Below are 24600 nucleotides of genomic sequence, written 5' to 3'. Positions count from 1 at the left end.
CGGGATTCCTCTCCGGCGCCTTCGGGGTGAGCTGTCGGGTTCGGACTGGAGATGTCCGGCCGCGCGCACGCGGCTTCACCCCGAGCCGTTCCGGAATCCGGGCCGGCGTATTCGTGGGTCCCCCGCTCCTGCCGTCGGGTGAAAGGGAGGTATTTCGAGCAGTGGCAGGATTCGGCGATCCGCTCGAATGGAGGTGACCGTAGGCCACCTGTGCGACGGAGAACAAGAGGATCTGAGTCCGGAAGTCGGTGAAAGGATCACCGAATTACCGGAATTCATGATCGCCCCTGACGTCGGCGGATCGAACTTCCTTGCCCGGTAAGGCCTGCGGGAATGTCGATCACCGGCGCGTTCCCGGCGGAGTGAGTCGCGTCACCAGGTGCCCTATGTCCGAATGTTCTGGTTAATTCCATTGGTGGCGCAACGGGTTGGAAAGGCAGGGTCGGCCGCGGGGGCACTCAAGGGCATACGTCGTGAAACCGACATTCTTCATGAAAGGTGAAGACCCCGACCGAGGAGCCGCCCGGATGTCGCCCTCCGCCCCCCTGCTGCACCCCGAAGGCCTCGCCCCCGAAGGCCTCGACCCGGACGCCCTCGACCGCGAGGCCGCCGCCCTCTTCGACAGCGCCACCTGGCAGCGCGTCGTCGCCGACTGGACCGACCGGACGCCGCCCGCGCCCGCCGAGGAGGAGTGGCGCACCCTCCTCTCCGTTCCGGTGGAGCGGCTCGTCGCCGACGCGCTCGACGCCCTGCCGCCGCCCCCTCCCGCCGAGCGCCGGCTGCCCGGCCGGCTCGCCGCCGTCCTGCCCGACCGGCTGCACGTCTGGCGTCGCGTCGGCCGGCCCGAGCTGCGCCCCTCGGTCCACCTCGGCTACGCGCGCCTGGTGCTGACCGAGTGGGGCTGGCAGAACGCCCCGTACAAGCTGCGCGACGCCCGCGGGGCCCGCTGCGTCTGCGGTGCGCTCCTCGCCGCGCACCGTCTCGGCCACGGCAGCGCGACGACGATGAACGAGGCCGCCGCCTGGATCATGACGGAGCTCCGTGCCCGGGGGTGGCACGACCTGATCGGGCCGTGGAACCGGGCCCCGGGCCGCACGGCGGCCGACGCCGTGGACCTGCTCGACGCCACGATCCGCCGTGCCGCGGAGGCGGGCCGCTGAGGGGCCGTCCGCGGGGAGGGCCGCGCACGGCGGAGGGGTGCCGCCCCTCCGCCGTGCGGCGTGCTCAGCCGGTGACGCTCGGGGCCCCGGTCTCGATGTGGCCGGTGTACCGGCGCGACCAGGTTCCGTCGATGTCGGCCAGTATCGTGAAGTCGTACCAGCCGTCGTTGTAGGCGACGGCGTTGAAGTGGTCCTCGCGCGAGGAGCCCGCGGGGACGGTGTAGGTCCAGGGGCCGTCGGTGCGGTAGGCGTTCGAACGGATCGTGAACGTCACCGGCCCGGCCGAGGCGTTGGTCATCCGGAACCACAGGGCCGTCCGCCCGGTGCCCGCCTCGGTCGCGAACCGGGCGGCCACCTCGACCGCCTTGCCCGCCTTGGAGGCGTCCCCGACGAACCGGCGCAGGAAGCGGTTGGGGCCCATCATCGAGATGTCGTACTTGCCGGAACCCGACCCCAGGCCGATGTTGAAGTAGTCGGTCGCCGTTCCGCCCGCGTCGACGGTGTACTGCCAGGCGGCCGTGTCGCGGTGCTGGTGGGGATGGATGGAGAAGTGCGCCGCCCGCTTGGCCTCGGCGCCCTGGTTCGTCATCGAGAACCAGGCCAGGATCTTGCCGGCGGCCCCGAACTCGAAGCGGTCGAGGTTGCCGTTCACCTGGTACGGCAGTGCGCGGGCGGGCCGGACGCCCGGCTCCTGGGCCGGCTGGGCGTTGTTCTGCGGGGCCGGGTTCGGCAGCGGGGCGCAGGTCGCCTGGCCGATCACCTTCGCCGTGGAGGGGAGTCCGGCCGGCACGCCGTACACGGGGCGGGCGAAATCGAAGACGCCGGTGAGGTCACCCGTCACCTTCCGCCGCCAGGCGCTGATGTTCGGGCAGGCGGCCGGAGTGCCGAGGGCCGCCGTCCAGCTCTCCATGAAGCGAAGGACCGACGTGTGGTCGAAGACCTCGGAGCTCACCCAGCCGCCCCGGGTCCACGGGGACATGACAATCATGGGGACGCGGAAGCCCAGGCCGATCGGCACGCCGTCCAGGTACTCGCCCGGGGTGCCCGGCGGGGCGACGGGCGGGGGCACGTGGTCGAAGAAGCCGTCGTTCTCGTCGTAGTTGAGGAACAGCACGGTCGAGTCGAACACCTCGGCGTCGGCGGTGAGCGCCCGGTAGACGAGGTCGACGAAGTGGGCGCCGTCCCCGGGGGGCGCGTAGGGATGCTCGGAGAACGCCTCGTTCGCGACCACCCAGGACACCTGGGGCAGGGTGCCCGCGACGACGTCCGCGCGGATCGCGGCGGCGATGTCGTCCGGGGTCGAGCCGGTCACCCGGGGGACCGAGCCCATGCCGCGGTCGTACAGCGGATCCCCGGGGCGCGCGTCGGTGAACCTCTTGAAGTAGGCGAGACCGTTGTCCCCGTAGTTGTCCTGGGCGTTCTGGTAGACCTTCCAGCTCACTCCGGCCCGCTGGAGCGCCTCGGCGTACGTCTCCCAGGTCAGGCCCGACTCGTCGCCGCCGTCCTTGCTGGAGGCGTCGATCCTCCCGCTCCACAGGAACGTGCGGTTGGGTCCGGTGGCGCTCAGTGCCGAACAGAAGTACGCGTCGCAGACGGTGTACTGGTCGGCGAGCGCGTGGTGGAACGGGATGTCCTCGCGGTCCAGGTGCCCGAGCGACCGGGTGTTGCCCACGCCGGTGACCCAGTTGTCGAGGCGGCCCTTGTTCCAGGCGGCGTGCTGCGAGGTCCAGCTGTGCGGCAGGTCGCCGTTGCACTGGGCCAGGGTCTCGCCGTCCACGCCTCCGGCGGGCGGGGTGTCGCTGAGCTTCCAGGGGTACTGGCGGCCGCCCCAGTTGGGCTGGTTGAACATGCCCCAGCCGCCGGGGATGTTCCCCGCGGCGCGGTCGCCGAAGCCGCGTACGCCGCGGAGGGTCCCGAAGTAGTGGTCGAAGCTGCGGTTCTCCTGCATCAGGATCACCACGTGCCGGACGTCGGTGAGCGTGCCGGTCGCCGAGCGCGCGGCGGCGGAGGCGCGGGCCGTCGGCAGTGCCGCCCCGGCCACGAGCCCCGCGCCGATTCCGACGAACCCCCTGCGGCTGATGGGAATCATGCTCCGCCTCTCCTGTCGCGGCGTGCCCCGGCGGCACGTCGAAGACATGATGGGGGAGCCGGATCCAAAGGTATACATCCGTGCGGTAATTGCTGGGTTAACAAGCGGGGGCGTCAGGGATCAATGCTCCGGCGCTCGCGGAATTGGTTCGACCGCGTACCAATGGAGTCCGGCGACTCAGACGGTGAGGACCTTCACCCCGGCCTCGGTGAGCTCGGCGACCGCCTCCGCGTCGATGCCCGTGTCCGTCACGAGGAGGTCGATCCGGTCCAGACCGCAGATCCGCGCGAAGGCCCGGCGTCCCATCTTCGAGGAGTCGGTCACCACGACGACCCGGCTCGCCCGCTCGGCGAAGAGCCGGCTGATGCTCGCCTCGTCCTCCTGGTGCGCCATCACGCCCAGGCCGGGGTCGACCCCGTCGACTCCCAGCACGACCACGTCGAGCACGACCTCGTTGAGCACGCCGACCGTCAGGGGGCCCACGAGTTCGTAGGTCTGGGGGCGTGCGACCCCGCCGGTGGTGACGATCTTGATCTGCGGGCGCACCGCGAGCTCGCCCGCGATGTTGAGCGCGTTGGTGACCACCGTCAGCGCGGGCCCGGAGGGCGCGGGGCCCGCCGTCCCCGCGGTGTCCGCCCGGCCGCTCGCGAACCGCAGGGCGAGGGCGCGCGCCACCTCGGTCGTGGTGGTGCCGCCGTTGAGTCCCACGACCTCGCCGGGGGCGATCAGATCGGCGGCCGCCTCCGCGATCCGCCGCTTCTCCGCCGCGTGCCGCGTCGACTTGTAGCGCAGCGGCAGCTCGTACGAGACGCCGTGCGCGACCGCCCCGCCCCGCGTCCGTATCAACAGCTGCTGCTCGGCGAGCTCGTCGAGGTCCCGCCGGATGGTGGCGGCGGAGACGTCGAGCGCGGTCGCGGCCTCCTCGACCTCCAGCTTCCCCGAGGCGGCGAGCAGTTCAAGGAGCGTGTTCCACCGCTCGTGCTTGGACATGGGTCCCTCCCTCGGGCTCGTGCGCGCGTCCGATTCTATCCGCCGACAGGCGCGGGACCTGGAAAGTCCATGCATGTTTCTGCTTGAATGACATCGACTTCAAGCAACTTCCATCATATGAGTGCACTCTTCTTGCAAGGAGACCGGCATGAGCACCACTCGGACCGCCGTGGAGATCGCCTCCCAGCCGGCGACCTGGCGTCAGGCCGCCCGCACGCTGCCCCAGCACACCTCCGCGCTGCCCCGGCGGGGCGAGCGCGTGGCGGTGATCGGGTGCGGCACCTCCTGGTTCATGGCCCTGGCCTATGCCGAACTGCGCGAGTCCGGCGGCCACGGGGAGACCGACGCCTTCGCCGCCTCGGAGTTCCCCTACGGCCGCGGTTACGACCGGGTCGTGGCCATCACCCGCTCCGGCACCACCAGCGAGGTCCTCGCCGTCCTCTCCCGGCTGCGCGGCGCGATCCCCACGGGTGCGGTCACGGCCGACCCCACGACCCCGGTCATGGACCTCGCCGACGAGGTCGCCGTGCTGGACTTCGCCGACGAGGAGTCGGTGGTCCAGACCCGTTTCGCGACCACGGCGCTGGCCCTCTTCCGTGCGCACCTCGAAGCCGAGGGCGCCCTGCCGGACGGGGTGGCCACCGTCGAGGAGGCGGCGCGGGACGCCGAACTGGCCCTGGTCTCCCCGCTCGGCGAGGACGTCCGCGCGGCCGAGCAGTTCACCTTCCTCGGCATGGGCTGGACCTACGGCCTCGCCCTGGAGGCCGGACTGAAGATGCGCGAGGCCGCGGGCGCGTGGACGGAGGCGTACCCGGCGATGGAGTACCGCCACGGCCCCATCAGCATCACCGGGCCCGGGCGCGTCACCTGGGGCTTCGGCGCCCTGCCCGCCGGACTCGCGGACGAGGTGCGCAAGGTCGGCGGCACCCTCGCCGAGAGCGACCTCGACCCGCTCGCCGACCTGATCCGCGCCCAGCGGCTTGCGGTGGCGGTCGCCGAGGCCCAGGGCCTCAACCCCGACACCCCGCGCAACCTCACCCGGTCGGTCGTCCTCGCCGACGCCCAGGCCTGACCCCGCCAACCCGCGACGCGGCCCTCGGCCGTCACGCCGGCGCCGCCCGCCGTCCCGGCGCCGCCCGCCGTCCCCGCAACCGTTCACCCCACCGGAGAAGGACCACCATGCCGTTGACGCCGACCGATGAGATCGTCCGCCGCGCCCGCGCGGCGGGCACCGGTGTGGGGGCGTTCAACGTCCTCCAGATCGAACACGCCCAGGCCATCGTGGCCGGCGCCGAGAGCACCGACCGCCCCGTCGTGCTCCAGATCAGCGAGAACACCGTCCGCTACCACGGGGCCCTGGAGCCGGTCGCCCTGGCCTCGCTCGCCGTCGCCCGCGCGGCGAAGACCCCCGTCGCCGTCCACCTCGACCACGCCGAGAACCCCGACCTCGTCCGCGAGGCCGTCGGACTCGGCCTGGGCTCCGTCATGTTCGACGCCTCGAAGCTCCCCTACGCGGAGAACGTGGCCGCGACCCGTGAGGTCGTCGAGCACTGCCACCAGCACGGCGTCTGGGTCGAGGCGGAACTCGGCGAGGTCGGCGGCAAGGGCGGCGCCCACACCCCCGGCGTCCGGACCGACCCGGACGAGGCCCGGGCCTTCGTCGCGGCCACCGGGGTCGACGCCCTCGCCGTCGCGGTCGGCAGTTCCCACCAGATGCTGACCCGGGACGCGGTCCTGGACTTCGACCTCATCGCGCGTCTGCGCGCCGCCGTCGACACGCCGCTCGTGCTGCACGGCTCCTCGGGCGTCTCGGACACGGACCTCACCGCCGCCGTCGCCGCGGGCATGACCAAGGTGAACGTCTCCACCCACCTCAACAAGGCGTTCACCGGCGCCGTACGCACCCATCTGGCCGAGCACCCCGAGGCCGTGGACCCCCGCCACTACCTGACCCCGGCGCGCGCCGCCGTGGCACGGGAGGTGGCCCACCTCCTCACGGTCCTGTCACCCGCCTGAGCCGGCGGACGTCCCCGTCGCGGCGGGTCAGACGCCCTGGAGCGCCGCGAGGAGGCCGCGGACGGCGGGAAGGGACAGCGAGGACTTCCGCACCGCCGCGTGGATCGACCGCACCGGTTCGGGCCCGCGGACCTTGCGGACGACCACGTGCGGATGGCGGCTGCCCAGCCCCGTCAGGGGGACCAGACCGACCCCGAGACCGGCCGCGACGAACCCCTGCGCGGTGGCGTACTCCTCGCACTCCACCGCGATGTCGGGGGTGAACCCGGCCGCCGCGCAGGCGTCCAGGACCACGTCCAGGCAGGGGCCGGGGCGCTCGCTCCCCACCCACGGCTCGCCGGCGAGCTCGGCCAGGTCGACGGCGGCCCGGCGCTCGGCCAGCGCGTGCCCCTTGGGCAGCACGGCGCGATAGGGATCGTCGAGCAGATGGACCAGCCGGAGGCCGTCGCCCTCCGAGTCCGGCCGGGCGCCGCGGGGGCGTACGACGAGCGTCAGGTCCGCCTCCCCGTCGGGCGGCGCGCCGTCGGCGATCCTCAGGTCGACGCGTACGCCCGGGTGCTCGACCCGGAACCGTGCCAGGGCGGGGGCCACGAGGTCCGCCCCCGCCGTGGCGAAGTAGCGCACCGAGACCTGCCCGGTGCGGCCCGCCCGCAGATCCGCGAGCGCCGTCTCGGCCTCCGCGACCTGGCGGCCGATGACGGCCGCGTGCTCCGTGAGCAGCCGCCCGGCGGCGGTGGGCCGCACCCCCCGGCCGAACCGTTCGAGCAGGGCGATGCCCGCCTCCTTCTCCAGGACGCCGATCTGCTGGCTCACGGCGGAGGGCGTGTAGCCGAGGTTCGCGGCGGCGGCGGTCACCGAGCCGCTGGTCACGACGGCCCGGAGCACCTGCAGGCGTCTCACATCCAGCATGTAGCACAGCTTAACGCTCACTCCATGATTCATCGCTTGTCCTGCCGGATGGGTGCGCGGGACCGTGGCGTCATGACGTCGGCGACACGCATGGGCGTGCTGGCCCTGCTCTGGGGCTCGGGCTTCCTCTGGATCAAGATCTCCCTCAACGAGGGCCTCACCCCGGGGTGGATCACCCTCGTCCGCTGCGCGCTCGGCGCCGCGGTGCTCCTCGTGCTCGCGTGCGCGGCGGGGCAGCGGCTGCCGAGGGACCGGGCGACCTGGGGCCGGCTCGGCGTGGCCGCCTTCTTCTGCAACGCGCTGCCGTTCCTGCTCTTCTCGGTCGGGGAGCAGACCGTGGACAGCGGAGTGGCGGGCGTGCTCAACGCGACGACCCCGCTCTGGTCCCTGCTCATCGGCCTGGCGCTGGGCACCGAACGCCCCTTGCGCGCCGGCCGCGCGGCCGGCCTCGGTCTCGGCTTCGCCGGCGTGCTGGTGATCTTCGCGCCCTGGAGCCACGGCTCGGGCCTGACGAGCTGGGGCGCCCTCGCCCTCCTCGGCGCCTCCGCGAGCTACGCGGTGGCCTTCGCCTACATGGCCCGGCGCCTCGCCGGCCGCGGCACCGCGCCGCTGGCGCTCTCGGCCGCCCAACTCCTGGCGGCGACCGGCCTGAGCACGCCCGCGCTCGCCACCGGGGGAGCGGGGGCGGTGACCGGGGAAGGGCTGCTGGCGGTCGCCGCCCTCGGGGTCCTCGCCACCGGCCTCACGTTCCATCTGAACTACCGGATGATCGCGGAGGAGGGCCCGACCGCGGCCGCCACGGTCGGCTATCTGCTGCCGGTCGTGTCGGTGGGCCTGGGCGCGCTGGTGCTCGGCGAACCGCTGACCGCGCGGGTGGTCGCGGGGATGGCGGTCGTCCTGGTCGGAGTGGGGCTGACGCGGCCGCGGAGGCGGCCCGGGCCGGCCGGGCGGGCCCGAACGAACGGTCCCGCCCGGTCCGGTCCCGGCCTTCCCGGGCCCACCGGGTCCGGTTCCGCGGGCTCCAGGGGGTGTCGCGCCGATCAGGCCGCGCCCGATCGACGCGACACCCCCTAGGCGATCGGCTCGACCACGAACACCGGGATCTCGCGCTCCGTCTTGAGCTGGTAGTCGGCGTAGTCGGGGAAGGCCGCGACCGCCCGCTCCCACCACGCCGCGCGCTCCTCGCCGGTGACCAGACGGGCCCTCATGTCCCACGACCGGGTGCCGTCGCGGACCTCGACGAGGGGCGAGGCGACGAGGTTGTGGTACCAGACGGGGTGCTTGACGGCCCCTCCGTTCGAGGCGACGAGGGCGTAAGCCCCCTCGTGCTCGACGCGCATGAGCGGGGTCTTGCGGAGCTTGCCGCTCTTCGCGCCGCGGTTGGTGACCAGGACGACGGGCATGCCGCGCATGGTCGTCCCCTTGGTGCCGCCGGAGGACTCGTACAACTCGACCTGGTCGCGCACCCACTTCTCCGGGCTGGGCTCGTATTCACCTTCGAGCGGCATGTGCATCCCTCTCCTTGATCCGGTACGGCCGTCGGCCCGTCCCGGCACCGTCGGTGCCGGACTCCTAGGCTGGCCCCCGACGTGACGAAAGAACGTGTACGACACAGGGAGAGCGCACAGCATGCGGGAATTGTTCCTCGCCGAACAGCGGGCCCACATCCGATGGATCGACCTGCCGGGTGAGGGGGACGGGCCCGTGCGGGTGTTCGTCCACGGCCTCGGGTGCACCGCGGCCTCCGACTTCGCGCACATCGCGGCGCACCCGGCGCTCGGCGGCGGCCGGGCTCTGCTCGTGGACCTGCTCGGGTACGGGCTGAGCGACCGGCCCGCGGACTTCGACTACCGCATGGAGTCCCAGGCGGCGGCGGTCGCGGCGGTCCTCGACCATCTCGGGCTGACGGGGGTGGACCTCGTCGGCCACTCCATGGGCGGTGCGGTGACGATCCATCTGGCGGCCTCGCGTCCGGAGCTCGTGGCGCGGCTCGTGGTGGCGGAGCCGAACCTGTACGGGGGCGGGGGAGCGTTCAGCACACCCGTGGCGGCACAGGACGAGGAGACGTTCGTGGCGACCGGGTTCGCCCGGATGGTCGCCCTCGCGTTCCGTCCCGACTACGCGGCCCGGATGCGGCTGGCCGACCCGCTGGCGGTGCACCGCAGCGCCGTCGCCCTGGTCGAAGGGAGCACGCCGGCGCCCGGTGACCTCCTCGCGGGGCTCGGGATCCCCCGGACGTACCTGGTCGGGCGGTCGAGTCTCCCGGACCCGGGCGCGGAGAGGGCGGCCGGGTGGGGGATCCCGGTCGTGGAGATCCCCGGGGCGGGGCACAACATGTCGCTGGACAACCCCGAGGGCTTCGCGCTGGCCCTCGGTCGCGCTCTCGGGGACGGCCCGGCCCGGTCCGCGCCCGTGCGGCCGAGCACGCGCTAGGGGGTGTCCGCAATGTCAGTTAGGGAGCCATAGTCGCAGGCAGGCGAGGGCACGAGCGACACCGCCACCCACACCATCTCGGGCACCTCCATGGCCGCCCCGCACGTCGCCGGCGCCGCCGCGATCCACCTCTCCGCCACCCCCGCGCAGGTGGCCACCGCCCTCGTGAACGGCGCGACGGCGGGCAAGGTGACCTCGCCGGGCAGCGGTTCCCCCAACCGGCTCCTGCGGATAGTCCCGTAACCCGCCCGCGGACACGACCGTCCCGGAGGCAGCCGGCGCCTCCGGGACGGCCCCCGTCCGGACCTCGCGAGGGCCCCACACGCCGGGAGGGATGCGCACTCCGCGGAGGACCCGAGCCCACGCCGGCGCCCGGCCCCACGCGGGGACCCGACCCCGAGCGGGACCCGACCCCGAGCGGGACCCGACCCCGAGCGGGACCCGACCCCGCCCAGGGACCCGACCCGGGAAGGGCCCCGCCCCCGAGCAGGGACCCGACCCCGCGGAGGACCGCGTCCTGAGAGGATCGCGGTCATGAGCGCTCCGTTCCCCTCCACCCCCGGGCCCTCCGACCGGGAGTCCGCCGTGTCCACGCCCCTCGCCTACGCCGACGTCCGGCGTGCCGCCGACCGGATCGCCGGACAGGTCCGCCCGGTCACGGTGGCCGACGCCGGGCCCGGCGCGGAGACCTACACCCTCCACCTCGCCCTGGAGCACCTGCAGCACACCGGCTCCTTCAAGGCCCGCGGAGCGCAGAACTTCCTCCTCAGCCACCGGGAGGCGGGCACCCTGCCCGACGCCGGCGTCACCATCGCCTCCGGCGGCAACGCCGGGCTCGCCTGCGCCTGGGCCGCGCTGCGCCAGGGCGTCCCCGCCACCGTCTTCCTGCCGACCACCGCGCCGAAGGTCAAGGCCGACCGACTCGCCGGCTACGGGGCCGACGTCCGGCTCGTCGGCACCGAGTACGCCGAAGCGCTCGCCGCCTGCGAGGCGTTCGCGGCCGACACCGGGGCCCTCGCCTCCCACGCGTACGACCATCCGCTGATCGCCGCGGGAGCCGGCACCCTGCTCGACGAGATCCGCGACCGGATCCCGGACCTCGACACCGTCGTGGTCGCCGTCGGCGGCGGCGGTCTCCTCGCCGGCGTCGCCACCGCAGCCCTGCACCACGGCATCCGCACCGTCGCCGTCGAACCCGAGAACTGCCGGGCGCTCGACGCCGCCCTCCGGGCCGGACACCCCGTCGACACGGCCGTCGACTCCGTCGCCGCCGACTCGCTCGGCGCCCGCCGGGCCTCCGCCACCGCCCTGGCGACCGCCCGACGGGACGGCGTCCGCACCGTCCTGGTGCCGGACGCCGAGATCGTCCGCGCCCGCCGCGCGCTGTGGGACGACCGCCGCCTCGCCGTCGAACACGCCGCCGCCACCGCCCTGGCCGCCCTCACCGCACCGGCCGGGCACGGCACGGCGGACCACGCCTACCGGCCGGCCCCCGGGGAGACGGTCTGCGTCGTCCTCTGCGGCGCCAACACGGACCCCGGCGACCTCGCGGCCGGGGAGTAGCGCCGCCGTGGACCACGACCACCCCGAAGCCGTGCCGCCCGAGGCCGCCCGCGCCGAGGCCGCCCTCCCCGCCTCCGACGACCCGGCGTTCCTGGCCTGGCTCCGGAGCCTCTCGCACGCCCTCGACCTCGACGCCGAGGCGGAGCTCGGCTCGCCGGGCGGTCGGGCGTTCCTCCGGACCGGCTTCGCCGAGAACGGCGCCGTCCCCGCGGCGCTCTTCGCGCCCCTCGTGGACGAGCACCGGCGGATCCACGCCGAGCGCGTCGTGGCCGCGCTGCTCGCCCGGGCGCGCCGGGACACCGGCCGCCCCCTCGACGTGCCCGTGCGCCACGAGTGGTCCGACATTCCCGGCGGCATCGGCCGCGTCTCGGTCGGCCACGAGACCGTGGGAGGCCTCGACCCGGTCGACATCGCCGTGTCGGCCGCGGAGGGGGTCCAGTGCCACCTCGCCGACCGCGAGCTGCTGGTCTGGCCGCTCTGCCCCGACCACCGCACCGGCCCCCACGCCGCCCGTACGCCCGAGGGTGCGGCCTGGGTGTGCTCGGTCACCGGTCATGTGGTGGCGCCCCTGCCCGGCTGAGCAGCGGGAGGCCGGTGGCGCGGGGTGCTCCTCCCGTGCGTCAGGATGGAGGCATGACCGAGATTCGCACCCCCCGTCTCCTGCTCCGGCCCTGGAACGACGACGACCTTGTCCCGCTGGCCGAGATCAACGCCGATCCCGAGGTGATGCGCTGGATCGGGGACGGTTCGGTCCGGGACCTGGAGGAGACCGCCGAGGACATCGAGCGGTACGAGGAGGAGTGGGACGAGGAGGGCTTCGGCATCTTCGCCGTCGAGCTCCTCGCCTCGGGCGAACTCATCGGCTTCGCCGGCCTGTCCGTGCCCGAGTTCCTCCCCGAGGCGATGCCGGACGTGGAGATCGGCTGGCGGCTGGGCCGCCAGTACTGGGGACAGGGGTACGCCTCCGAGGCCGCGCACGCGGTCCTGGAGTTCGCACTCCAGGACCGCGGCCTCGACCGGGTCGTCGCGATCACCCACATCAGCAACCGGGCCTCCGAGAACGTCATCGGCAAGCTCGGCATGACCGGGGAACGCGAGACGACCCACCCGGTCTTCGACGTCCCCCTGCGGATCTACGCGATCGACCTCACCGAGTACGAGGCCTGACGCCCCGGACCGGCTCAGCGGCGCTCGGGCAGGTCCCGCTCCGCCGGCAGCGACGTGAGGTCGCGGGCCGTGGACGGGGCGGCGGACCGCGAGGACGCCGCGGGAGCCGGCTTCTTGCCGCAGAACGCGGCCTCCAGCGTCCCGCCGAGCGCCGTGTTGACGGCACCGCGGTTCGAGGTGTTCGCCGTCGCGGCGAGACTGCGGCGCCCGTCGCCGGTCGAGAAGGCGTACGTGTAGAAGCCCTGCACCGTGCCGGTGTGCCCGTAGACCCGGGTGCCGCACGACAGGTCGTAGCGGCGCAGACCGAGGCCGTAGAAACGGGTGTTGGTGGCGTCGGTCGGCGTGACCGTCGTCATGGCCTCCCGCATCGCCGGGGACAGCAGCCGGCCGCGCAGCAGCGCGCTCGTGAAGGTGTTCAGGTCGGCGGGGTCGGAGATGACGGCCCCGGCGGACTGGGCCCAGGAGACGGTCTGCTCCGTGGAGTCCACCAGGGCGCCGCCCTCCTCGTCCGGGTGGAGGTAGCCGCGCACGTGCGTGCCCCGGATCCGGGTGTCGGGGTGCACGTACGAGGTGTTGCGGAGCTTCAGCGGCTTGAAGATGCGGCGCTCGTACGCGTCGGCCACGGGACGACCGGTGGCCTTCTCGATGAGCATGCCGACCACTACGAAGTTGGTGTTCGAGTACGCGTAGGACACGCCCGGCTCGGTGGTCCGGGGCTCGGCGAGGGAGAGGTCGACGAGCTCCTGGTAGCTGAACACCCGGTTCCGCACCGACTCGAAGCCCGGCACCGTGTGCTCGAACATCGCGTTCGTGTAGTCGGCGAGACCGCTGCGGTGGGTGAGCAGGTGACGGACCGTGATGCGGTCGTCGGGGAGCAGACCGGGGAGGAACCGGTTCACCGGCGCGTCCAGTTCCAGCCGGCCCTCCTCCACCAGCTGCAGCAGGACGACGGTGGAGAACGTCTTGCTGACGCTGCCGATCCGGAAGCGGGACCGGATGGTCATGGGCGTGCCCGAGACCCGGTCCTGGACGCCGACCGTACGGGTCCGGACGCCGTCGGGACCGGTGAAGCGGGCCATCGCGCCCGGAGCGCCCTTGGCCATGGCCGAGTCCAGCGCCGCGACGACGCCGTCCATGTCGGGTGCGGGGACCGCGGGCGTCGTGGCGGCGGTGGCCGGGACGGGTGCCGCGGGAGCGGCGAACGCGCTGGTGGCGGGGGTGAGGCCGGCGGCGAGCGCGGCGGCCAGGGTGGCACTCACGGCCAGGCGTCGGTGCGACGACAGGGGCACGGTGATTCCTCGACTTCTTCCGAATCGTTCGACGCGGCGCGCGCCCGACGCGTGCCGCGGGGCGCGGGGGCACCCGGCCGCGAGGCCGGGCCCCGGGACCCATGGATCATGAGTGCCAACGCCCGGGAACGGTTCCTGACACGGCCCGCGGGTTGTGGAACCGGGGCGTCCGTCACCGGCCCGACGGCGTCCGGGCCGGCCGGGTCGCTCACTTGGCTGCGTTCGTGCCGGCGCGTGCTCGACACCCGGTTCGGTGTCCTACGCGGAGCCGTGGCTTTGGAACGTCCCGGCGTGAGCCGTGGCCCATTGCGCGAAACTCCGGGGAGGACGGCCGGTGACACGCTCCACCGAAGACGTCACATCGGCCACCGTGGTGGGCACCGTCGCCCACATGCGCAGCATGAAGTCGATGCCCTCCTCCGGCCATCCCTGAGCCCGCCACAGCTCGCGCGCCTGCCCGTCCGTCAGGTGCGTGAAGTGGATCTCGCGGCCGGTCGCCGCCGCGAGGACGGCGGTCTTGTCGGTCGGGCGGAGAGCCTGAGGGCCGGTCAGGACGTAGCTGCGACCGGCGTGTCCGCCTTCGGTCAGGATGGCGCCGACGACGTCGGCGACATCCCTCTCGTGCACTGAGGCGGTTCGCCGGTCGCCGTACGGTTCACGGACCCGCCCCTCGGTGCGGATGGCCTCGGCCCACCCCAAGGCATTGGCCATCAGGTCGACCGGCCAGAGGAAGGTCCATTCCAGACCGCTGCCACGCACCGCCCCGTCCCACTCCTGCCCGTCGCCGGGCGACAGGACCGTGATCCGGCGCACGCCCGCCTCGGCTGCCATCGTCAGGATCTCGCCCCCGGTCCGCAGTGGCGCGTGGTCCGCCCCCGTGGTGCCGAGCAGGTGCACGGCGCCGACGCCGTCCAGCGCCGCAGCCAGGGACGACGGCTGCTCCAGGTCGCCCTCCACCACCTCGACGCCCGTCGGCAGCCGGGCGGCGCCCGCATCGCGGGTCAGCACGCGGACCGTCTGGCCCGTGAGCAGCAACCGCTCCACGATGTGACGGCCCAGGCGTCCCGTTCCGCCGGTCACCAGAATGGTCATTCGGGGCTCTCCCTTGTGGCGTTCCGCAGGCGTTCCTGCCGAGAACGAACGCTAGGAGGCATCTAGGCCGGCACATGACCTATCTCTGAGCGGATCTCGACCCTTGAAGGCCTCCGCGATCACGCGCGTGAACGCGCGAAGACCCCGCCGGTCGACGGAGCCGACCGGCGGGGTCCTGGGGAATTCACGGGGTCCGCCGCTTTCGGTCCGGTCCGCACCCGTGCGGACCGGACCGGGGGATCAGACGGTGTCGAACCGGTCCAGGTTCATGACCTTGTCCCACGCGGAGACGAAGTCGGTCACGAACTTCTTCTTCGCGTCGTCGCTCGCGTAGACCTCGGCCAGCGCGCGCAGCTCGGAGTTCGAGCCGAAGACCAGGTCGGCGCGGGTGCCCGTCCACTTGACCTCGCCGGTGGCGGAGTCGCGGCCCTCGTAGGCGGTGGCGTCCTCGGACGTCGCCGACCAGGTCGTCCCCATGTCGAGCAGGTTGACGAAGAAGTCGTTGGTCAGGGTGCCCGGGGCCGTGGTGAGGACACCGTGCGCGGAGTTCTGGTGGTTCGCGCCCAGGACGCGGAGGCCGCCGACGAGGACCGTCAGCTCCGGCGCGCTCAGGGTGAGCAGGTTCGCGCGGTCGACCAGCAGGTACTCGGCGGGGAGGCGGTTGCCCTTGCCGAGGTAGTTGCGGAAGCCGTCGGCCTGCGGCTCCAGGGCGGCGAAGGACTCCACGTCCGTCTGGTCCTGCGAGGCGTCCACGCGGCCCGGGGTGAACGGCACCTCGATGTCGACGCCGCCGTCCTTGGCCGCCTTCTCGACGGCCGCGGCGCCCGCGAGCACGATCAGGTCCGCGATCGAGACCTTCTTGGAGCCCGCGGCGTCGAAGGAGGCCTTGACGCCCTCGAGGGTGCGGAGCACCTGCGCGAGCTCGTCCGGGTTGTTGACCTCCCAGTTGCGCTGCGGCTCCAGGCGGATGCGTCCGCCGTTGGCGCCGCCGCGCTTGTCGCTGCCGCGGAAGGAGGAGGCCGAGGCCCAGGCGGCGGAGACCAGCTGCGCGACGGTCAGGTCCGAGGCGAGGACCTGCTCCTTGAGGGAGGCGATGTCCGACGCGTCGAGGGTCTCGCCCTCGCGGGCGGGCAGCGGGTCCTGCCACAGGAGGACCTCGGAGGGGACCTCCGGGCCGAGGTAGCGGACGACGGGGCCCATGTCACGGTGCGTCAGCTTGTACCAGGCGCGGGCGAAGGCGTCCGCGAACTGCTCGGGGTTCTCGTAGAAGCGCCGAGAGATCTGCTCGTAGGCCGGGTCGAAGCGGAGCGACAGGTCGGTGGTGAGCATCGTCGGGAGGTGCTTCTTCGACGCGTCGTGGGCGTCGGGGATGATCGCCTCGGCGTTCTTCGCCACCCACTGGTTCGCGCCGGCCGGGCTCTGGGTGAGCTCGTACTCGTACTCGAAGAGGTGCTTGAAGAAGTCGTGGCCCCACTGCGCGGGCGTGGTGGTCCAGGTGACCTCCAGACCACTGGTGATCGCGTCGGCGCCCTTGCCGGTGCCGTACGAGTTCGCCCAGCCGAAGCCCTGCGCCTCCAGGGGGGCGGCCTCGGGGTCGTCGCCGACGTTGTCCGCGGGGCCGGCGCCGTGGGTCTTGCCGAAGGTGTGGCCGCCGGCGATGAGGGCGACGGTCTCCTCGTCGTTCATCGCCATGCGGCGGAACGTCTCGCGGATGTCGCGGGCCGCGGCGATCGGGTCCGGGTTGCCGTTGGGGCCCTCGGGGTTGACGTAGATGAGGCCCATCTGGACGGCGCCGAGCGGGCTCTCCAGCTCGCGGTCGCCGGTGTAGCGCTCGTCGCCGAGCCAGGTGGTCTCGGGGCCCCAGTAGACGTCCTCGTCGGCCTCCCAGACGTCGGCGCGGCCACCGGCGAAGCCGAAGGTCTTGAAGCCCATCGTCTCCAGCGCGACGTTGCCCGTGAGGATCATGAGGTCGGCCCAGGAGATGTTCTGGCCGTACTTCTTCTTCACCGGCCACAGCAGGCGGCGGGCCTTGTCCAGGTTGCCGTTGTCCGGCCAGCTGTTCAGCGGCGCGAAGCGCTGCTGACCGGCACCGGCGCCACCGCGACCGTCGCTGATGCGGTACGTGCCGGCGCTGTGCCAGGCCATGCGGATCATGAGCGGGCCGTAGTGGCCGAAGTCGGCGGGCCACCAGTCCTGCGAGGTGGTGAGCACCTCGGCGATGTCGCGCTTGACGGCCGCGAGGTCGAGGGCGTTGAACGCCTCCGCGTAGTCGAACTCCTCACCGAGCGGGTTCCCCACGACGGGGTTGGTGGCGAGGATCTTCAGGTTGAGCCGCTCCGGCCACCACTGGCGGTTTCCGCCGCCCTGGGTCGGGTGCGCGGCACGGCCGTGCGCCACCGGGCATCCGCCCGACTCCGGCGTTGCGGGGTCGGTGACGATGGCGTCGTGGTTCTCGGACATGGGAATCCTTCCGGACGGGGCGGATCTCGGTGCTCAGCCAGGGCGGGCACCAGTGGGGTGTCTCGTGCCCGACCGGAGCCGTGGTGTGCCTTGGCTATTGCCGGAAGCGATCCTACAATGGACAGTGTCCAAGTCAAGAACCACGCCAACCGTTCGAAGGGGTGGGCCGAAAATGAGTGACCTGCTGGAGCGCCTGCGGGCGCGTGGCTGGCGCATGACCTCCCAGCGGCGCGTGGTCGCGGAGGTCCTCGCGGGCGAGCACGTCCACCTCACGGCCGACGAGGTGCACGCACGTGCCGTGGAGAGCCTCCCGGAGATCGCACGGGCGACCGTCTACAACACCCTGGGCGAGCTGGTGGCCCTCGGAGAGGTCGTCGAGCTCTCGACCGACGGCAGGGCGAAGCGGTACGACCCGAACGCCCGCCGGCCGCACCAGCACCTGGTCTGCTCGAACTGCGGCATCATCCGCGACGTCCACCCGACGGGGGATCCGCTCGCCGTGCTCCCGCCCGCGGAGCGCTTCGGTTTCACGGTCTCGAAGGCGGACGTGACCTACCGCGGGCTCTGCCCCGCCTGCGCCTGACCGGCCGGCCCGTCCCGGTCGCCGGTTCCGGGCGGCCCGGAACGAGAGGAGCCCCTCCACCTGGCGGTGGAGGGGCTCCTCTGCGTGGCGCCGTCGGGCGGCGCCGGTGCCACTACTTGAGTGCGGCCAGCGCGTCGTCGTAGCTGGGCTCCTCGGCGATCTCGCCGACGAGCTGGGCGTGCAGGACGGTGTCGTTCTCGTCGAGCACGACGACCGCGCGGGCGGTCAGGCCGGCCAGCGGGCCGTCCGCGATCTCCACGCCGTAGTTGGTGTGGAACTCGCGGCCGCGGAGCGTCGAGAGGCTCTTGACGTTCTCGAGGCCCTCGGCGCCGCAGAAGCGGGCCTGCGCGAAGGGGAGGTCGGCGGAGATGCAGAGCACCACCGTGTTCTCCAGCGAGCCGACCTTCTCGTTGAAGGCGCGGACGGAGGACGCGCAGGTGGGCGTGTCGACGCTCGGGAAGATGTTGAGGACCTTGCGCTGACCGGCGTAGTCCTTCAGCGACTTGTCCGCCAGGCCCTCGGCGACGAGCGTGAAGTCAGGAGCCTGGCTTCCCGGGGTCGGCAGGGTGCCGTTGACCTGTACCGGGCTGCCCTTCAGCGTGACCTGGGCCATGGGAGATCTCCTTAGGACGATGTAAGTGACAACGAGGGGAATCGTACGGCGTGATGACCCGCCCGCCGGACACGGATGCCGGATCGGGCCCGTCGTCGCCGACGTGAAGGCGTTCATCGATGTGAACGTCGGGGAAGGTAGGTAGGCACCCTTCCGTCTCGGCCGGATCGAGAACTCCGTCCTTCAGGCCGGGATCCCGGGAATTCTGGGCCTTGACGCCTTTGGTTCAGACCTTTAGATTCCACCCTCGACAGCTTCTGGACGTTCATGTATGTGAAGAGGGGGCAACCCCATGGTCGTACGACGTGACGCCTCCCCGGTGAAGCGGACCGGGAGGAGGGTGGTGCTCGGGGTCCCCCTGCTGGCCGCCGCCCTCGTCGCGGTCCCCGGCGGGGGGCGCGCGGAAGCCGCCCCCGCCGCGTTCGTCCACCCCGGTGTCCTGGTCTCCCGCGGCCAGCTCGACTTCGTCCGGGAGCGGGTCAACGCCGGTGCGCAGCCCTGGAAGAACGCCTACGACCGGATGGCGACGAGCAAGTACGCCTCGCTCTCCCGGGTCCCGAAGCCCCGCGCGGTCGTGGAGTGCGGGTCGTACTCCAACCCGAACAACGGCTGCACCGACGAGCGCGAGGACGCCATCGCGGCCTACACGCTGTCCCTCGCCTGGTACGTCACGCGCGACGCCCGGTACGCCCGGAAGGCCGTCGAGATCATGGACGCCTGGTCCGGTGTGATCGCCGATCACAGCCACTCCAACGCGCCGCTGCAGACGGGCTGGGCCGGCTCGTCGTGGCCGCGGGCCGCCGAGATCATCCGCTACACCTGCACCGGATGGCCGCAGGCGCGCGTGGACCGGTTCAAGGCGATGCTCCGCGACGTCTACCTGCCCGAGGTGGCGGGCGGCTCCCACTCCAACGGCGACTGGTAGCTCAGCATGACCGAGGCGGCCATCGGCATCGCGGTCTTCCTGGAGGACCGCGCCGCCTAAGACCGGGCCGTGGCGACGTTCCGCGGCCGTGTCCCCGCGTACATGTACCTCGCGAGCGACGGGGCCCTGCCGAAGACGGCGCCGGGCAGCGGCCTCGACACGCGCGACGAGATCGTCCGGTACTGGCAGGGCCAGGCCACCTTCGTGGACGGCCTGACCCAGGAGACCTGCCGCGACCTGACCCACACCGGGTACGGGCTGTCCGCCATCTCCCACATCGCCGAGACCAGCCGGATCCAGGGCCAGGACCTCTATCCGGAGGTGGCCGACCGGCTGCGGCACGCGCTCGGCCTGCACGCGACGTACGAACTCGGGGCGACGGTTCCCGGCCGGCTCTGCGGCGGGACCCTCAAGGACCACCTCGGGCCGGTCACCGAGGTCGGCTTCAACGCGCTGAACCACCGGATGGGGTACGCGATGACCAACACCAGGAACCTCACCGAGTCCCGGCGCCCGGCGGGGACCGACAACCTCTTCGTCGCCTGGGAGACCCTCACCCACGCGGGGAACCCCAACCGACCCGGACGCGCGAGGGAGTCCGCACCTCTTGACGCCCCCTTACTTCACTTCTTAAATCATGGAGGCGATCGAACCGCTGCTATGTCATGTGCATGGCAGAGGTCGCCTCTCCCCACACCCGACGGAAGTGAGAGCCATGCCCTCCGCCCGCACAGCACGGCGGCCGCTGTTCACCGCCGTGACGGCACTCGCCCTGGCCCTGGCCACCGCGGCGCTCGGCCCCACCGGCCCCACCCGGAACACCGGCCCCGCCGCAACGACCACCGCCCTCCGGCCGGCGGCCGAGGCGGCCGCCGTCACCTTCTCCGACACCTTCGACGGCGCCGCGGGCCTCCCCGTGGACGGCTCGCGGTGGCAGATCGAGACCGGCGACAACGTCAGCAACCACGAGCGGCAGTACTACACGGCCGGGAACCGCAACGCCGCCCTCGACGGCCAGGGCCACCTCGTCATCACCGCCCGCAAGGAGAACCCCGGCAACTACCAGTGCTGGTACGGGCGGTGCGAGTACACCTCGGCACGGCTCAACACCGCCGGGAAGTTCACCGCCCAGTACGGCCACGTCGAGGCCCGGATGAAGGTGCCGCGCGGGCAGGGCATGTGGCCCGCCTTCTGGATGCTCGGCAACGACCTCGGCCAGGTCGGCTGGCCCGCGTCCGGCGAGATCGACATCATGGAGAACGTCGGATTCGAGCCCTCCACCGTGCACGGCACCCTCCACGGCCCCGGCTACTCCGGCTCCGGCGGCATCGGCGCCGGCTACACCCTGCCCGGCGGGCAGGCCTTCGCCGACGCCTTCCACACCTTCGCCGTGGACTGGGCGCCCGGCAGGATCACCTGGTCGGTGGACGGCACCGTCTACCAGACCCGTACGCCCGCCGACCTCGGCGGCCGCGCCTGGGTCTTCGACAAGCCCTTCTTCCTCATCCTCAACCTCGCCGTCGGCGGCTACTGGCCCGGCGACCCGGACGGCTCGACCGCCTTCCCGCAGCAACTCGTCGTCGACCACGTCCGCGTCACCACCGCCGACACCCCCGTGACCGGCGGACCGATCACCGGCATCGGCGGCAAGTGCGTCGACGTGGCCGCGGCCGACAGCGCGAACGGCACGCCCGTCCAGCTCTACGACTGCAACGGCACCGCCGCCCAGAAATGGACCGTCGGCACCGACGGCACGGTCCGGGCCCTGGGCAAGTGCCTCGACGTCACCTCCGCGGGCACGGCGGACGGCACCCCCGTCCAGCTCTGGGACTGCAACGGCACCGGAGCCCAGCAGTGGACCGCCAACGCGGCCCGGGACATCGTCAACCTCGGCTCCGGAAAATGCCTGGACGCCACCGGCAACAGCTCCGCCAACGGCACCCGGCTGCAGATCTGGTCGTGCGGCGGAGGCGCGAACCAGAAGTGGACGGTGACACGCTGAGTACCGCCCGGCCCCCGGCGGGCCCACGCTGACCCGCGGAGCCGTCCGCGAGTGACGCGGGCGGCCCGCCTAGGCTGGTACCCGTGCCGCCCACTCCCCGCCTCCACCGCGTCGCCGTCCTCGTACTCGAAGGGGCGAAGCCGCTCGACGTCGGCATCCCCGCACAGGTCTTCACGACCCGCGCCAGCATGCCGTACGAGGTGAGGGTGTGCGGCGCGGAACCCGGCCTCGTCGCCGGGGGCGACGGCCTCTCCTACGCCGTCGCCCACGGCCTCGACGCCCTCGCCTGGGCCGACGTCGTCTTCGTCCCCGGCTACCGCTTCCCCGACCGCGAGGACCCGCCGCGGGGCGTGGTCGACGCGCTGATCGCCGCCCACGACCGCGGCGCGCGCCTCGCCGCCATCTCCACGGGCGCCTTCGCGCTCGCCGCCACCGGACTGCTCGACGGCAAGCGCGCCACCACGCACTGGCACTACACCCAGGCCCTCGCCGCGAAGCGCCCCCTCGTCCACGTCGACGAGAACGTCCTGTTCGTCGACGAGGGCAGCGTCCTCACCTCCGCCGGCGCCGCCTCCGGCATCGACCTGTGCCTCCACATCCTGCGCGGCGACCTCGGCGTCGCCGCCGCGAACCACGCCGCCCGACGCCTGGTCGCCGCCCCCTACCGCAGCGGCGGCCAGGCGCAGTACGTGCCGCGCAGCCTGCCCGAGCCGCTCGGCGAACGGTTCGCCGCCACCCGGGAGTGGGCCCTGCACCGGCTCGGCGAGCCCCTCACCCTGGACGTCCTCGCCCACCACGCGGCCGTCTCGGCGCGCACCTTCTCCCGCCGTTTCGTCGAGGACACCGGCTACACCCCCATGCAGTGGGTCATGCGGGCCCGCGTCGACCTCGCGCGAGAGCTCCTGGAGCGCTCGGAGCGGAGCGTCGAGCAGATCGCCGCGGACGTCGGCCTCGGCACCGGCGCCAACCTCCGGCTGCACTTCCAGCGCATCCTCGGCACCACGCCGAGCGACTACCGCCGCACCTTCACCAAGGGCGAGTAGCCCCGCCGCGCGAGGTCGAAGACCTTGGCGCGATCCTTTCGGACCGTGGCGATCCCGCCTCTGTCAGGACCGTTCCCGGCGAGCGAACCTGGTGGCGACGCAGAAGTTGAAGGGACACCATTCATGACTCGCATCGCCATCAACGGGTTCGGCCGCATCGGACGCAACGTGCTCCGCGCACTCCTCGAGCGCGACACCGACCTCGAGGTCGTGGCCGTCAACGACCTGACGGAGCCGAAGGCCCTCGCGCGACTGCTCGCCTTCGACTCGACCTCGGGTCGCCTCGGCCGTCCCGTGAGCGTCGACGGCGACACCCTCGTCGTCGACGGCCGCCGCATCAAGGTCCTCGCCGAGCGCGAGCCGGCGCAGCTTCCCTGGGCCGAGCTCGGCGTCGAGATCGTCCTGGAGGCCACCGGCCGCTTCACCAACGCCAAGGCCGCCCGCGCCCACATCGACGCCGGTGCCAAGCGCGTCCTCGTCAGCGCCCCCGCCGACGGCGCCGACGTCACCCTCGCGTACGGCGTCAACACCGACGCGTACGACGCGGACCTGCACACGATCGTCTCGAACGCCTCCTGCACCACGAACGCCCTCGCGCCCCTCGCCAAGGTCCTCGACGACCTGGCCGGCATCGAGCACGGCTTCATGACGACCGTCCACGCCTACACGCAGGAGCAGAACCTGCAGGACGGCCCGCACCGCGACCCGCGTCGTGCCCGCGCCGCCGGCGTCAACATCGTCCCGACCTCCACGGGTGCCGCCAAGGCGATCGGCCACGTGCTGCCGAACCTCGACGGCAAGCTGTCCGGCGACTCCATCCGCGTGCCGGTCCCGGTCGGCTCCATCGTCGAGCTCAACACCACCGTCGCCCGCGACGTGACCCGCGAGGACGTCCTGGAGGCCTACCGCGCCGCCGCGGCCGGTCCGCTCGCCGGCGTCCTGGAGTACTCGGAGGACGCCCTGGTCTCCTCCGACATCACCGGCAACCCCGCCTCGTCGATCTTCGACTCGGAGCTCACCCGCGTCGAGGGCCGCCACATCAAGGTCGTCGCCTGGTACGACAACGAGTGGGGCTTCTCGAACCGCGTGATCGACACGCTCCAGCTGCTGGCCGGCTGACCCCGGACACCACCGGCACGCGCCACCCCGCACGCCGCCGCCCCCGCCGAACCACGGATTCGGCGGGGGCGCCGTGCGTCCTGGGCAGATGCCCAGGACGGTGGCGCGAGGACTGGGCTCCTGCGGACAGACACCCGCCCCGGCGCGCTCGATCATGGCCTGGTCACGCTTGCGAGGACGCGCAACGTGCCCGACCCGTGAAGGAGTTCGCATGCCAGGGAGAACGAGCCGACTGTTCGGCGGTCTGCTGCTCGCCGCCGTCATGGCCGTGTGCACCGCGCCGGGCACGGCAGGGGCCGCCGATGTGGGGACGGCGGGCACCGTTCCGTCCGTGGGCACCGACTGGGGCCGGACCGGGCCGTACGAGGTGGCCGTCGACATCGAGGCGGTCCACACCTTCTACTACCCCCGGACCATGGGGCAGGCGGGTGAGCGCCACCCGGTCGTCATCTGGGGCAACGGGACGGGTGCCGTGCCCGGGGTCTACAGCGCGCTGCTGCGGCACTGGGCGAGCCAGGGCTTCATCGTCGCCGCCGCCAACACCCCCACCTCGAACTTCGCGATCAGCATGCGGGCGGGGATCGACGTCCTGGAGCGCCGGAACGCCGACCCCTCCAGCCCCTTCCACGGCAAGGTGGACCTCGACCACATCGCCTCGGCGGGCCACTCGCAGGGCGGCGCGGCCGCCGTCAACGCGGCCGTCGACCCCCGGGTCGACACGGCGGTACCGATCCAGCCGGGCCCGCTGACCGACCCGGACCTCATGGACGAACCCGTCTTCTACCTGGCCGGTCAGCGCGACCTGACGGTGTGGCCGGCCCTGGTGAAGGCCCTGTACCGGGACACCGGCCACGCCCCCGCCGTGTACGGCGAGGTCCGCGGCGCCGGACACCTCGCCTCCGTCGGCGACGGCGGGGACTTCCGCGCCCCCACCACCGCCTGGCTCCGCTACTGGCTGCTCGGCGACGAGAACGCCCGCGGGATGTTCTTCGGCCCCGACTGCGGCTACTGCGCCGACGACGACACCTGGTCCGGCTGGGACCGCAACGCCGAGGCACTCCGGATCCCGGGACCCGCGGCCTGAGCGGGGCGCGCACACGGCGCGGCTCCGGGGCGCCCCGGAGGGGACCCGTCCCGGAACCGCACC

Annotated in this window: 21 protein-coding genes, 2 pseudogenes and 1 riboswitch; of the genes and pseudogenes, 15 read left to right on the top strand and 8 right to left on the bottom strand. The window is 72.8% G+C overall.

From position 1 onward, the window contains the following. Positions 1 to 3: 3 nt before the first annotated feature. A riboswitch (cyclic di-AMP (ydaO/yuaA leader) is annotated at positions 4 to 187 on the bottom strand. 340 nt (positions 188 to 527) lie between these two features. After that, positions 528 to 1160, top strand: coding sequence for a DUF6197 family protein (locus tag ACY0MR_RS02115; RefSeq protein ID WP_388800011.1), 633 nt, complete (start codon positions 528 to 530; stop codon positions 1158 to 1160). A gap of 64 nt (positions 1161 to 1224) precedes the next feature. On the opposite strand, the gene ACY0MR_RS02110 is transcribed toward ACY0MR_RS02115, so the two are convergent. Together ACY0MR_RS02110 and ACY0MR_RS02105 are read right to left on the bottom strand one after the other, a co-directional pair. Next, complete coding sequence (locus ACY0MR_RS02110) at positions 1225 to 3249, bottom strand: phosphocholine-specific phospholipase C (protein ID WP_473558656.1); 2025 nt, start codon at positions 3247 to 3249, stop codon at positions 1225 to 1227. Between the two features lie 177 nt (positions 3250 to 3426). Continuing rightward, positions 3427 to 4239 carry a DeoR/GlpR family DNA-binding transcription regulator gene (locus tag ACY0MR_RS02105; RefSeq protein ID WP_361851483.1) on the bottom strand — a complete coding sequence of 271 codons (813 nt, stop codon included), beginning with the start codon at positions 4237 to 4239 and terminating at the stop codon, positions 3427 to 3429. Between the two features lie 148 nt (positions 4240 to 4387). Between ACY0MR_RS02105 and ACY0MR_RS02100 the strand changes: the two genes are divergently transcribed. Both ACY0MR_RS02100 and ACY0MR_RS02095 read left to right on the top strand, forming a co-directional pair. After that, positions 4388 to 5311 (top strand): SIS domain-containing protein, encoded by a 924-nt coding sequence (locus ACY0MR_RS02100; RefSeq protein WP_388800017.1) that lies wholly within the window; start codon positions 4388 to 4390, stop codon positions 5309 to 5311. Between the two features lie 107 nt (positions 5312 to 5418). Beyond that, complete coding sequence (locus ACY0MR_RS02095) at positions 5419 to 6255, top strand: class II fructose-bisphosphate aldolase (RefSeq protein WP_388800020.1); 837 nt, start codon at positions 5419 to 5421, stop codon at positions 6253 to 6255. A 27-nt stretch (positions 6256 to 6282) separates the two neighbouring features. Here the strand turns inward: ACY0MR_RS02095 and ACY0MR_RS02090 are convergent, their stop codons facing one another. Next, positions 6283 to 7164, bottom strand: coding sequence for a LysR family transcriptional regulator (locus tag ACY0MR_RS02090; RefSeq protein ID WP_473558654.1), 882 nt, complete (start codon positions 7162 to 7164; stop codon positions 6283 to 6285). 72 nt (positions 7165 to 7236) lie between these two features. Here ACY0MR_RS02090 and ACY0MR_RS02085 point away from each other — a divergent pair, with 72 nt between their 5' ends. Further along, entirely contained in the window at positions 7237 to 8238 is a 1002-nt protein-coding gene (locus ACY0MR_RS02085; RefSeq protein ID WP_473558652.1) for a DMT family transporter, read from the top strand. Here ACY0MR_RS02085 and ACY0MR_RS02080 read toward each other — a convergent pair. Further along, positions 8235 to 8672 carry a nitroreductase family deazaflavin-dependent oxidoreductase gene (locus ACY0MR_RS02080; RefSeq protein ID WP_404081149.1) on the bottom strand — a complete coding sequence of 146 codons (438 nt, stop codon included), beginning with the start codon at positions 8670 to 8672 and terminating at the stop codon, positions 8235 to 8237. The genes ACY0MR_RS02085 and ACY0MR_RS02080 overlap by 4 nt on opposite strands. A gap of 121 nt (positions 8673 to 8793) precedes the next feature. Here ACY0MR_RS02080 and ACY0MR_RS02075 point away from each other — a divergent pair, with 121 nt between their 5' ends. From ACY0MR_RS02075 to ACY0MR_RS02055, 5 genes and pseudogenes are all read left to right on the top strand, one after another. After that, positions 8794 to 9597 (top strand): alpha/beta fold hydrolase, encoded by an 804-nt coding sequence (locus ACY0MR_RS02075; RefSeq protein WP_473558650.1) that lies wholly within the window; start codon positions 8794 to 8796, stop codon positions 9595 to 9597. 39 nt (positions 9598 to 9636) lie between these two features. Beyond that, positions 9637 to 9840, top strand: a pseudogene (locus ACY0MR_RS02070) (S8 family serine peptidase); the annotation flags it as partial. A gap of 291 nt (positions 9841 to 10131) precedes the next feature. Next, a complete protein-coding gene (locus ACY0MR_RS02065; RefSeq protein ID WP_404081143.1) occupies positions 10132 to 11160 on the top strand; it encodes a serine/threonine dehydratase in 1029 nt (342 codons plus the stop codon). A 7-nt stretch (positions 11161 to 11167) separates the two neighbouring features. After that, positions 11168 to 11740 (top strand): hypothetical protein, encoded by a 573-nt coding sequence (locus ACY0MR_RS02060; protein ID WP_473558647.1) that lies wholly within the window; start codon positions 11168 to 11170, stop codon positions 11738 to 11740. Positions 11741 to 11793: 53 nt separating this feature from the next. Continuing rightward, a complete protein-coding gene (locus ACY0MR_RS02055) occupies positions 11794 to 12327 on the top strand; it encodes a GNAT family N-acetyltransferase (RefSeq protein WP_361851466.1) in 534 nt (177 codons plus the stop codon). A gap of 14 nt (positions 12328 to 12341) precedes the next feature. On the opposite strand, the gene ACY0MR_RS02050 is transcribed toward ACY0MR_RS02055, so the two are convergent. From ACY0MR_RS02050 to katG, 3 genes are all read right to left on the bottom strand, one after another. Further along, complete coding sequence (locus tag ACY0MR_RS02050) at positions 12342 to 13616, bottom strand: serine hydrolase domain-containing protein (protein ID WP_404081140.1); 1275 nt, start codon at positions 13614 to 13616, stop codon at positions 12342 to 12344. A gap of 258 nt (positions 13617 to 13874) precedes the next feature. Beyond that, positions 13875 to 14708 (bottom strand): NAD(P)H-binding protein, encoded by an 834-nt coding sequence (locus ACY0MR_RS02045; RefSeq protein WP_473558643.1) that lies wholly within the window; start codon positions 14706 to 14708, stop codon positions 13875 to 13877. A 240-nt stretch (positions 14709 to 14948) separates the two neighbouring features. Beyond that, complete coding sequence (katG, locus tag ACY0MR_RS02040) at positions 14949 to 17168, bottom strand: catalase/peroxidase HPI (protein WP_404081134.1); 2220 nt, start codon at positions 17166 to 17168, stop codon at positions 14949 to 14951. Positions 17169 to 17340: 172 nt separating this feature from the next. Here katG and ACY0MR_RS02035 point away from each other — a divergent pair, with 172 nt between their 5' ends. After that, complete coding sequence (locus ACY0MR_RS02035; RefSeq protein ID WP_388800053.1) at positions 17341 to 17751, top strand: Fur family transcriptional regulator; 411 nt, start codon at positions 17341 to 17343, stop codon at positions 17749 to 17751. Positions 17752 to 17863: 112 nt separating this feature from the next. On the opposite strand, the gene tpx is transcribed toward ACY0MR_RS02035, so the two are convergent. After that, positions 17864 to 18364: a thiol peroxidase gene (gene tpx, locus ACY0MR_RS02030; RefSeq protein WP_392039422.1), complete on the bottom strand. Its 501-nt coding sequence runs from the start codon at positions 18362 to 18364 to the stop codon at positions 17864 to 17866. Positions 18365 to 18656: 292 nt separating this feature from the next. Here tpx and ACY0MR_RS02025 point away from each other — a divergent pair. The 5 genes and pseudogenes from ACY0MR_RS02025 to ACY0MR_RS02005 form a co-directional block, all read left to right on the top strand. Next, positions 18657 to 19862 (top strand): annotated as a pseudogene (locus tag ACY0MR_RS02025) (alginate lyase family protein); the annotation flags it as partial. A 142-nt stretch (positions 19863 to 20004) separates the two neighbouring features. Beyond that, positions 20005 to 21291 carry a ricin-type beta-trefoil lectin domain protein gene (locus tag ACY0MR_RS02020; protein WP_404081130.1) on the top strand — a complete coding sequence of 429 codons (1287 nt, stop codon included), beginning with the start codon at positions 20005 to 20007 and terminating at the stop codon, positions 21289 to 21291. Positions 21292 to 21374: 83 nt separating this feature from the next. Continuing rightward, a complete protein-coding gene (locus ACY0MR_RS02015) occupies positions 21375 to 22334 on the top strand; it encodes a GlxA family transcriptional regulator (RefSeq protein ID WP_361854007.1) in 960 nt (319 codons plus the stop codon). Between the two features lie 123 nt (positions 22335 to 22457). Next, the gene (gap, locus tag ACY0MR_RS02010; protein ID WP_388800065.1) at positions 22458 to 23453 is read left to right on the top strand and encodes a type I glyceraldehyde-3-phosphate dehydrogenase; all 996 of its coding nucleotides are present in this window, start codon (positions 22458 to 22460) and stop codon (positions 23451 to 23453) included. Between the two features lie 211 nt (positions 23454 to 23664). Further along, a complete protein-coding gene (locus ACY0MR_RS02005) occupies positions 23665 to 24537 on the top strand; it encodes a poly(ethylene terephthalate) hydrolase family protein (protein ID WP_473558637.1) in 873 nt (290 codons plus the stop codon). Positions 24538 to 24600: the final 63 nt, after the last annotated feature.

This window comes from Streptomyces sp. JN8 (genome assembly GCF_055808075.1).
Note: the sequence above shows the minus strand (reverse complement) of the source record. Positions and strands in the feature narration are given on the sequence as shown.

Coding starts and splice junctions, on each gene's coding strand:
- ACY0MR_RS02115 (WP_388800011.1), top strand. CDS start 528: ATGTCGCCCTCCGCCCCCCTGCTGCACCCCGAAGGCCTCGCCCCCGAA.
- ACY0MR_RS02110 (WP_473558656.1), bottom strand. CDS start 3,249: ATGATTCCCATCAGCCGCAGGGGGTTCGTCGGAATCGGCGCGGGGCTC.
- ACY0MR_RS02105 (WP_361851483.1), bottom strand. CDS start 4,239: ATGTCCAAGCACGAGCGGTGGAACACGCTCCTTGAACTGCTCGCCGCC.
- ACY0MR_RS02100 (WP_388800017.1), top strand. CDS start 4,388: ATGAGCACCACTCGGACCGCCGTGGAGATCGCCTCCCAGCCGGCGACC.
- ACY0MR_RS02095 (WP_388800020.1), top strand. CDS start 5,419: ATGCCGTTGACGCCGACCGATGAGATCGTCCGCCGCGCCCGCGCGGCG.
- ACY0MR_RS02090 (WP_473558654.1), bottom strand. CDS start 7,164: ATGCTGGATGTGAGACGCCTGCAGGTGCTCCGGGCCGTCGTGACCAGC.
- ACY0MR_RS02085 (WP_473558652.1), top strand. CDS start 7,237: ATGACGTCGGCGACACGCATGGGCGTGCTGGCCCTGCTCTGGGGCTCG.
- ACY0MR_RS02080 (WP_404081149.1), bottom strand. CDS start 8,672: ATGCCGCTCGAAGGTGAATACGAGCCCAGCCCGGAGAAGTGGGTGCGC.
- ACY0MR_RS02075 (WP_473558650.1), top strand. CDS start 8,794: ATGCGGGAATTGTTCCTCGCCGAACAGCGGGCCCACATCCGATGGATC.
- ACY0MR_RS02065 (WP_404081143.1), top strand. CDS start 10,132: ATGAGCGCTCCGTTCCCCTCCACCCCCGGGCCCTCCGACCGGGAGTCC.
- ACY0MR_RS02055 (WP_361851466.1), top strand. CDS start 11,794: ATGACCGAGATTCGCACCCCCCGTCTCCTGCTCCGGCCCTGGAACGAC.
- ACY0MR_RS02045 (WP_473558643.1), bottom strand. CDS start 14,708: ATGACCATTCTGGTGACCGGCGGAACGGGACGCCTGGGCCGTCACATC.
- katG (WP_404081134.1), bottom strand. CDS start 17,168: ATGTCCGAGAACCACGACGCCATCGTCACCGACCCCGCAACGCCGGAG.
- ACY0MR_RS02035 (WP_388800053.1), top strand. CDS start 17,341: ATGAGTGACCTGCTGGAGCGCCTGCGGGCGCGTGGCTGGCGCATGACC.
- tpx (WP_392039422.1), bottom strand. CDS start 18,364: ATGGCCCAGGTCACGCTGAAGGGCAGCCCGGTACAGGTCAACGGCACC.
- ACY0MR_RS02020 (WP_404081130.1), top strand. CDS start 20,005: ATGCCCTCCGCCCGCACAGCACGGCGGCCGCTGTTCACCGCCGTGACG.
- gap (WP_388800065.1), top strand. CDS start 22,458: ATGACTCGCATCGCCATCAACGGGTTCGGCCGCATCGGACGCAACGTG.
- ACY0MR_RS02005 (WP_473558637.1), top strand. CDS start 23,665: ATGCCAGGGAGAACGAGCCGACTGTTCGGCGGTCTGCTGCTCGCCGCC.